At 68.0% G+C, this 9,033-nt stretch carries 6 protein-coding genes; 3 read left to right on the top strand and 3 right to left on the bottom strand.

Features of this window, described 5'->3' with window-relative positions; translation table 11 throughout:
- Nucleotides 1-133: 133 nt before the first annotated feature.
- The 3 genes from moaA to ACFQ36_RS17835 all read right to left on the bottom strand — a co-directional run bounded on the left by moaA (nt 134) and on the right by ACFQ36_RS17835 (nt 3,945).
- Nucleotides 134-1,276 carry a GTP 3',8-cyclase MoaA gene (moaA, locus tag ACFQ36_RS17845; protein ID WP_377016044.1) on the bottom strand — a complete coding sequence of 381 codons (1,143 nt, stop codon included), beginning with the start codon at nt 1,274-1,276 and terminating at the stop codon, nt 134-136.
- Between the two features lie 218 nt (nt 1,277-1,494).
- Entirely contained in the window at nt 1,495-2,700 is a 1,206-nt protein-coding gene (locus ACFQ36_RS17840; protein WP_377016042.1) for an aromatic ring-hydroxylating dioxygenase subunit alpha, read from the bottom strand.
- A 63-nt stretch (nt 2,701-2,763) separates the two neighbouring features.
- On the bottom strand, nt 2,764-3,945 hold the full coding sequence (locus tag ACFQ36_RS17835; RefSeq protein ID WP_377016040.1) for an NAD(P)/FAD-dependent oxidoreductase: 1,182 nt from the start codon (nt 3,943-3,945) through the stop codon (nt 2,764-2,766).
- A gap of 230 nt (nt 3,946-4,175) precedes the next feature.
- On the opposite strand from ACFQ36_RS17835, the gene ACFQ36_RS17830 reads away from it, so the two are divergent.
- The 3 genes from ACFQ36_RS17830 (at nt 4,176) to ACFQ36_RS17820 (ending at nt 8,982) form a co-directional block, all read left to right on the top strand.
- On the top strand, nt 4,176-4,526 hold the full coding sequence (locus ACFQ36_RS17830; protein WP_377016038.1) for a bifunctional 3-phenylpropionate/cinnamic acid dioxygenase ferredoxin subunit: 351 nt from the start codon (nt 4,176-4,178) through the stop codon (nt 4,524-4,526).
- A gap of 31 nt (nt 4,527-4,557) precedes the next feature.
- Entirely contained in the window at nt 4,558-6,432 is a 1,875-nt protein-coding gene (locus ACFQ36_RS17825; protein ID WP_377016036.1) for a BCCT family transporter, read from the top strand.
- Between the two features lie 63 nt (nt 6,433-6,495).
- Entirely contained in the window at nt 6,496-8,982 is a 2,487-nt protein-coding gene (locus ACFQ36_RS17820; protein ID WP_377016034.1) for an FAD-dependent oxidoreductase, read from the top strand.
- Nucleotides 8,983-9,033 lie beyond the last annotated feature (51 nt).

The following is a 9,033-nucleotide window of genomic DNA, read 5'->3' as shown; positions in this document are numbered from 1 at the left end:
CCGGGACCAGGATGGTCTCGATGGAAACCGGCGCGTTCTTTTCCTTGGCAACAACTGCCCGAACTTTGTGAACCATGATTCGTGTCCTTTTCTGACTCGGATGGTCCCGGCGAACCGGGTTCCCTTAAATCCGCTATCCCCCGATAGCGCTCATCGTGCGTTCCGGCTGCCGAAAGTTCGGAGCGTCCAGTCCCGCGTGGTCCATGCCGTGGGCCTTCGGCTTGGCCCACATGGCCTCCTGCCACCGGCGGGCGATGGCGTCGTCGCCGGCGCCCGCCCGCAGCAGCTCCCGCAGGTCGGTTTCCTCGTGCGAGAACAGGCAGCTGCGCACCCTGCCCTCGGCCGTGATCCGGGTGCGGCGGCAGTCGCCGCAGAAGGGTTCCGTGACGGAGGCAATGATGCCGACTGTGCCCGCGGCGGTGTCTTCCGGCACTCTGCCGGCCAGCCGGCGCCGTACCTCCCAACGCTCGGCGGGGGCACCATCCCGGCTCCGGGGATCGGGGGACAGGGCAAAGTCCGCCTCCAGCAACCGGCGGATCTGGGTGGCAGTCACCATCCCCTGGCGTGTCCAGCCATGGTCCGCATCCAGCGGCATCTGCTCGATGAAGCGAAGTTCGAAGCCGCGGCGCAGGGCCCAGTCCAGCAGGTAGGGGGCTTCGTGGTCGTTTATGCCGCGCATCAGGACTGCGTTGAGCTTGATGGGTCCCAGTCCAGCCTGGTCTGCCGCCTCGAGACCGGCCAGCACGCGGTCCAGGAACGGCCGGCGGGTCAGCCGGGCGAAGGTCCCGGGGTGCAGGGTGTCCAGGGAAACGTTGATCCGTGTCAGCCCTGCGGCCTTGAGGTCCTTCGCCTTCCGGTCCAGGCCCACGGCGTTGGTGGTCAGGGACACCGGCAGGTGCGGATGCCGAAGACGGACTGCCGCCACGATGTCCACCAAGTCAGCGCGCACCAGGGGTTCGCCGCCGGTCAACCGCAGCTCGCGGATGCCCAGCCGGTCCACGCCGATGTCCACGAGCCGGACGATCTCTGCGGCCGACAGCAGCTGCTGCCGGCCCAGCCAGTCCAGCCCCTCCGCGGGCATGCAGTAGGTGCACCGCAGATTGCACTTATCCGTCAGGGACAGCCGCAGGTCCGTAGCTACCCGTCCGTAGCGGTCCCCGAGTCCACGGAGCGGGCCGGGTACAGGAAGGGACACCGGAACGGAGGCAGGACGGGGCATCGGGCCGGGGGGCGGCTCCTCGGAGCGCGGCCTGGGCAGCCCCAGTGAAATTTTCACGCGTTCACGTCCATACTGCTGCGGCACCGGCCGTGCAGCTTCCCGCATGCCGGGCCGAAGCCTGTGCCGGCGGCCTGGAACTTATTGGCACGCTCAAGGGACGAGCACCGGTTTCGAAAGAACATATGTGATCCTCTGCGGTTGCCCGGCCTGCTTGAGGCGCTCAAGCAGGCCGGGCAACCGGTCAGCAGTTGTATGGGCTACTGCCTCGCCGCGCTCTACGGTTCGACGATCCGGGCCCGTTCCTCGAGCGGGGGCGTATCTGCCGTGAGGCCCAGCAGGTCCTCGCCGGAGCGCTGCACGTCGCCCACCTTGCTGTCTACCCAGTCATGGAAGACGCCGATGTGGTGCTCGCTGGGAACCAGCACGCCGCCGTGGGAGTAGACCTTCGAGGCCATGGCCGGCTGGCAGCGTTCGCAGGCGTCGAAGTCCTGCATGTTCACCCGGTGGAACAGCTCCACCGACGCGGTGACGTCCTTGCCGGACTCGACCACGCTGGGCAGGTAGAGCCAGTCGCACTCGACGATGGTGTGGTCCGCGGCCAACGGGAACATCCGGTGGATGATCACATGGTCAGGCACCAGGTTCACGAAGACGGTGGGCTTGATGGTGATCGCGTAGTAGCGCCGGTCCTGGTCCTCGCTCACACCGGGGATCACGTCCAGGCCCTCGGAGCCATCGACCGTGAAGCCCTTGATGTCCTCACCGAATTCGGCGCCGTGGCCCACGAAGTACTGGGCGGCCAGGCCGTCGGCGAACTCCGGCAGCACCTCGGTCAGCTCCGGGTGGATGGTCGCGCAGTGGTAGCACTCCATGAAGTTCTCGATGATGAGCTTCCAGTTGGCCTTCACGTCGTACTTGATCCGCCGGCCGACCTTCAGGTTCGCCACGTCGTAGCCGTCGATGGCTTCCAGGTCACCCAGGCGCTCCTCGATGGCGCCCATGACGTCTTCCTCGAACGACGGCGGCTCCTCCGCCAGGCAGACCCAGACATAGCCCAGGTACTCGCGGATGTGCACCTTGGCCAGGCCGTATTCGTTCCGGTCGATGTCGGGCATCTTGGTCAGGTTCGGCGCGGCAATGAGCTTGCCCTCGAAGTCGTAGGTCCAGGCGTGGTACGGGCACTGGAAGGAACGGGCGGCTTCGCCGGATTCCTCCATGCACAGCTTGACGCCGCGGTGCCGGCAGATGTTGTAGAACGCCCGGATTTCGCCCTTGCGCGTGCGGTTGATCAGCACCGACTCGCGGCCGATCTGGACAGTCTTCCAGGCGCCGGCCTTGTCCAGGTCGGACGAGCGGATGGCGCAGAACCACATCTGCTCGAAGATCCGTTCCTGCTCGGCCCGGAAGATGGCGGCGTCGGTGTAGGTGTGGCCGGGCAGGGTGGCGATCAGGCTCTCGGAAATGGTTTTTTCGACGGTCATGCTGTGTTCCTCCGCTGGAAACAAGTTAATGGTGAGTGGGGTAACGGTGGTTGGGGCAGCGGCTCAGGCCGGCACCGCCACGGCGGCGGCAGCTGCGGTGTTCAGGGTGCGGCGCCATTTGGTGAACAGCCGCGGCTGGTTCATGCCCAGCACGGCCACCGGCTCCCCGTCGCGGTAGTAGAGGGCCAAGGCGTTGTGCTCCTGCGGGTCGCCGGCCTCGATGGCCACGCGGTCGGCCTGCGCGGCGTTGCCGGCGAACTGCAGTTTCACCCCGTACTGGTCGGACCAGAAGTACGGCACCTTCGCGTGCTGGGGCGCCGGCTGGTCCAGCAAGGCGGCCACCGCAGCCTCCGGATGCTCCACCGCGGTGGTCCAGTGCTCCACGCGGCGGTGTGCCCCGAGCCGGCCGTCGAACCAGGCCGCGCAGTCGCCCACGGCGACAATCCCGGGCAGGTTCGTCCGGCCGGAGGCATCGCAGACGACGCCATTGCCGGTTTCCACCCCGGAGCCGGCCAACCAACCGATGTTCGGGACGGCGCCGATGCCCACCAGCACCAGGTCGGCCGGCACGTACCGGCCGTCGGTCAGCCGCAGGCCGGTGACAACGCCTTCACAGCTGTGGAAGATGTCCACGCCGGTGCCACAGATCAGCTCGACACCATTGAGTTCATGGAGCCGTCCGACGACGGTGCCCATTTCGGTGCCCAGCGGCCCGCTGAGCGGAACCGGCTGGGACTCGATGACGGTGACCTCCAGCCCCAGGGCCTTGGCCGTGGAGGCCGCCTCGGCACCGATGAAGCCAGCCCCCACCACAACCAGCCGGCGCCCCGGCTGCAGCTCCGCGGACAGCGCCCGGGCGTCCGCCAGGGTGCGCAGGCTGAAGACATTGGCCAGGCCGGCCAGTTCCGGCAGAGTCCGGGCGGAGGCGCCGGTGGCCAGGACGATGCCGTCCGCCGCCACGCTCCCGCCATCGGCCAAGGTGATGGTGCGGGCTTCGCCGTCCAACCGGACCGCCCGGCTGCCCAGCAGCCACTGGGCCTGCAGGTCCTCCCCGGCGGCCTCCAGGGCCAGGTCCTCGCCCGTAATCTTGCCGAGCAGATAGTCCTTGGACAGCGGGGGCCGGTCGTAGGGCCGCTCGTTCTCGTCCCCGATGATGACCAGATTCCCGTCGAAGCCCTGCGCACGCGCCGCCCGCGCAGCCGAAAGGCCGGCGAGGGACGCTCCCACGATTGCCAGTGACCGCATGAGCACCTCCTTCTCGAATTGCGTCTTACGAAACTCAACGCGCTATGTGAAACAGCGTGACGGCAATCACAGCTGCTGTCAAGAGCTTGAAGAACTTTAACCACTTTCCGGGAAACCCTTGACAATCGCATGTGATGACCGTCACTCTGTTGCCTATTGCGATCCATGTTGATCGATACGGAACAACTGCCTCCCGGGTTCCGGGAGGCACCGGGAAAGGGGTCCATCCCATGCATAAGGCCTGCCCACTGAACCAACTGGCGCCCGGTGACGCCCTGCGGCTCGATACGAAACCACCGATCGCCGTGTTCCACACCGAGGACGGAGAACTGTTCGCCATCGACGACACCTGCACCCACCAGGACGCCTCCCTGGCCGACGGCTGGGTCGAAGGCTGCGAAGTCGAGTGCCCGCTGCACGCCTCCAAGTTCAACCTGCGCACCGGCGAGGTCGATGCTCCGCCGGCGAAGCTGCCGGTGCGCGTGCACGAGGTGAAGGTCGTTGACGGCGACATCATGGTCATCGAGTCCGACGAGGCGCCCAACCTGCCGCCGGGGCTGACCGTTGACGGCCACGCCTAAGCCCTCCTCCGCCGACGCAAAGGAACCGTTCATGGCAATCAACAGTGACGTCACGGTCGACGAAAGCAACGAACTTCCCCTTACCCCGGACGCGGAACAGCAGCAGGTTCCGGTCGAAGAGGACCGGGAGATCCTGGAGGCCCTGCGCGAGAGCGAGACCGAGCAGGCCGCGGCACGCCGCCGGCTGTTCGGCAGGGAGGGCCTGGACAAGGTCACCTTCGGCGTGGCGGGCCTGCTGACCCTCGCCTTTGTCATCTGGGGATTTACCGGCAGGGAAAACCTCGCGGCCACCTCGCAGGTGGTCCTGGACTGGGTCATGCAAAATACCGGCTGGCTGTTCGTCGCGCTGGCTTCACTGTTCGTGGTCTACGTGCTGTGGCTGGCCCTGAGCCGTTTCGGGAATATCCCGCTGGGCAAGGACGGCGAAAAGCCCGAGTACTCCATGGTCTCCTGGATCTCGATGATGTTTGCCGCGGGCATGGGTATCGGCCTGATGTTCTACGGGGTGGCGGAACCGCTCTACCACTACATCTCCCCGCCGCCGGGCTCCGTCAACGGCCAGACGCCCGCTGCCATCCAGACGGCCATGGCGACCTCCATCTTCCACTGGACCCTGCACCCGTGGGCCATGTATGCGGTGGTGGGCGTTGCCATGGCCTACGGAACCTACCGGCTGGGCCGTAAGCAGCTCATCTCCACCGCCTTCACGTCCCTGTTCGGAATCCGGAGGGTGGAAGGCCCGGTCGGCAAGATCATCAACATGCTGGCCATCTTCGCCACGCTCTTCGGCACGGCCGCATCCCTGGGCCTCGGAGCCCTGCAGATCGGCAGTGGCATGGCCTCCAACGGCTGGATCGGTGGCCAGCTGGCCACCCCGGTGCTGGTCGTCATCGTTGCAGTGCTCACCGCCTGCTTCATCGCCTCCGCAGTCTCGGGCATCAGCCGCGGCATCCAGTGGCTCTCCAACATCAACATGGTCCTGGCCGTAGTCCTTGCCCTCATTGTCTTCGTGGCCGGGCCCACGCTCTTCATCCTGAACCTGATTCCGGCGGCGGTCGGCGACTACGCAAGGGACCTGGCCGAGATGGCTTCCCGGACCGAGGCCGTGGGTGACGACGCGCTGCGCCAGTGGATGTCCAGCTGGACCATCTTCTACTGGGCCTGGTGGGTTTCCTGGACGCCCTTCGTGGGCCTGTTCATCGCCCGCATCAGCCGCGGGCGCACCATCCGCCAGTTCGTCACGGGTGTGCTGCTGGTGCCCAGCATCGTCAGCGTGATCTGGTTCGGCGTCTTCGGCGGCGCCGCCATCCATATCCAGTCTGCGGCCGACGCCACTCCTGCCGCCGGCGACGGGCTGGCCGCCATCGTGGACGGCAAGCCCACCATTTCCTTCGACGGCGCGCTCTTTGACCTGCTGCACCACCTGCCGCTGCCCAACGCCATCGCCGGCGCAGTCTCCATCCTCGCCATGGTCCTGGTGGCCATCTTCTTCGTCACGGGTGCCGACGCGGCCTCGATCGTGATGGGATCGCTCAGTTCCAACGGCACCGAGGAACCGCGCCGGGGCGTGGTCATTTTCTGGGGTGCCCTCACCGGCGCCGTCGCCGCGGTGATGCTGCTGGCCGGCGGCGACCAGCCTGCCGAAGCCCTCAGCGGGCTGCAGCGGATCACCATCGTCTCGGCGCTGCCGTTCGTGCTGGTGATGTTCCTGATGTGCCTGGCCCTGGTGAAAGACCTGCGCCGTGATCCGCTCGCCCTGCGCAAGAGACTGGCCGACTCGGTGGTGGAACGGGCCATCCGTGCCGGCGTGGACCAGCACCGCGGCGTCAAGTTCGACCTGGTCACCAAGCACGAATGCGACGGCGGGTGCCCGGACTCCGGTCGCTGCCCCGCCAGCACCAACTAATGCCCACCGGACGCCTGCCGTCCGCTTCCGCTACCGCCCAAAACGTTACTTAGGAGAACACCCATGACCTCACCCAGGGTAGTCATCATCGGAGCCGGCATCGTCGGCGCGAACCTGGCGGACGAGCTGGCCACCCGCGGCTGGACCAACATCACCGTGATCGAGCAGGGTCCGCTGCAGCTGGCCGGCGGCTCCACCTCGCACGCCCCGGGCCTGGTCTTCCAGACCAATGCCTCCAAGACGCTCACGGAGTTCGCCGGCTACACCGTGCAGAAGCTGCTGTCCCTGGGCGCCGACGGCGTCTCGTGCTTCAACCAGGTCGGCGGGCTGGAAGTCGCCACCACCGAGGCCCGGCTCGAGGACCTCAAGCGCAAGCTCGGCTGGGCCGCCTCCTGGGGGGTCGAGGGCCGGCTGATCGACCCGGACGAATGCGAAAAGCACTATCCCCTGCTGGCCCGCGACAGGGTCCTCGGCGGCCTGCTGGTCGCCACCGACGGGCTCGCCTCGGCCGCCCGCGCCGTGCAGCTGCTGATCTCCCGCGCAAGCGAGGCCGGGGTGAAGTTCATCGGCTCCACCCCGGTGACCGGCATCGAGCAGGCGGCGGGCAAGGTCACCGGCGTGCGCACGCCCGACGGCGTGGTGCCGGCGGACATCGTGGTCTCCTGCGCCGGGTTCTGGGGGCCGAAGATCGGCCAGATGGCGGGCGTGGCGGTGCCGCTGCTGCCGCTGGCGCACCAGTACGCGAAGACCACCGCGGTCCCCGAGCTGGCCGGACGCAACGAACTGCCCAACGGCGCCCGGCTGCCCATCCTGCGCCACCAGGACAAGGACCTGTACTACCGTGAGCACGGGGACCGGATCGGCATCGGCTCCTACGCCCACCGTCCGATGCCGGCCAACCTGGACGAGCTGCCGCAGGTGGGGCCGGAGCAGATGTCCGAACACCGGATGCCCTCCCGGCTGGAGTTCACAGCCGAGGACTTCCTGCCCTCCTGGGAGGACAGCCGCGAGCTGCTGCCGGCGCTGCGCACCGCCGAGATCGCCGAGGGCTTCAACGGCATCTTCTCCTTCACCTCCGACGGCGGCCCGCTGATCGGCAGCACCCCGGAGCTGGAGGGGTTCTACCTGGCCGAGGCCGTCTGGGTCACCCATTCGGCCGGCGTCGCCAAGGCCGTCGCCGAGCTGCTGGTCGAGGGACAGTCCCGCACCGACCTGCACGACTGCGACATCAACCGCTTCGAGGAAGTCCAGACCGGCGCCGACTACGTCAGCGAGACCTCGCAGCAGAACTTCGTGGAGATCTACGACGTGCTCCACCCGCTGCAGCCGCGGCTGTCCCCGCGCAACCTGCGCGTGAGCCCGTTCCACGCCCGCCAGCAGGAACTCGGCGCCTTCTTCCTGGAAGCCGGCGGCTGGGAGCGGCCGCACTGGTTCGAGGCGAACAAGGGCCTGCTCAACGAGCTGCCGGCCGAGTGGCAGGCACCGGACCGCGATGCCTGGGCCGGGATGTTCCACTCCCCGATCAGCGCTGCCGAGGCCTGGAAGACGCGCACCGCCGTCGCCCTCTACGACATGACGCCGCTGAAGCGCCTGGAGGTCGCCGGACCGGGCGCCCTGGCGCTGCTGCAGCGGCTGAGCACCGGCAACATCGACAAGAAGCCCGGTGCGGTCACCTACTGCCTGCTGCTGGCCGGTGACGGCGGCGTCCGCAGCGACGTCACGGTCGCCCGGCTCGGGCAGGAGCAATTCCAGGTCGGCGTCAACGGCAACATGGACCTGGCCTACCTGCAGACCGAGGCCCGGGAACAGTCCGCCGCGGATCCGGCGCAGTGGGTGCACGTCCGGGACATCACCGGCGCCACCTGCTGCATCGGGCTGTGGGGACCACTGGCGCGCGAGGTGGTGGCCAAGGTCAGTTCGGATGACTTCAGCAATGACGGGCTGCGCTACTTCCGGGCCAAGCAGGTGCACATCGGCGGCATCCCGGTCACCGCGATGCGGCTCTCCTACGTGGGCGAACTGGGCTGGGAGCTCTACACCTCCGCCGAGCACGGGCTCAAGCTCTGGGACACGCTCTCCGAGGCCGGTGCCGAGCACGGCATCATCGCCGCCGGGCGCGGGGCCTTCAACAGCCTGCGGCTGGAAAAGGGCTACCGGCTCTGGGGCACCGACGTCACCGCCGAACACGGCCCGGACGAGGCCGGGCTGGGCTTCGCGGTGCGCCGGGACTTCCAGGACTTCATCGGAGCCGCCGCCCTGGCCGTGCGCCGGACCCAGGCCCCGGGCCGGCGGCTGCGCTGCCTGACCATCGACGACGGCACCTCCGTAGTGCTGGGCAAGGAGCCGGTGTACGTGGACGGTGAGGCCGCCGGGTACGTCACCAGTGCCGCCTACGGCTACACCGTGCGCCGGCCCATCGCCTACGCCTGGCTGCCGGCCGGCGTGCAGGAAGGCGACAACGTGGCCATCGAATACTTCGGGCGCCGGATTCCGGCCACCGTCGCGGCCGAACCCCTGTTCGATCCGCAGATGGAACGGCTGCGCGGCTGAGCACGCAGGATGCAAAAGGGCGGTGCCCCTCCGAACGGAGGGGCACCGCCC

Source organism: Arthrobacter sp. GCM10027362, assembly GCF_042679445.1.
In the GTDB taxonomy this organism is placed as follows: Bacteria; Actinomycetota; Actinomycetes; order Actinomycetales; family Micrococcaceae; genus Crystallibacter.
This window is presented reverse-complemented; position numbering and strand designations above follow the sequence as displayed.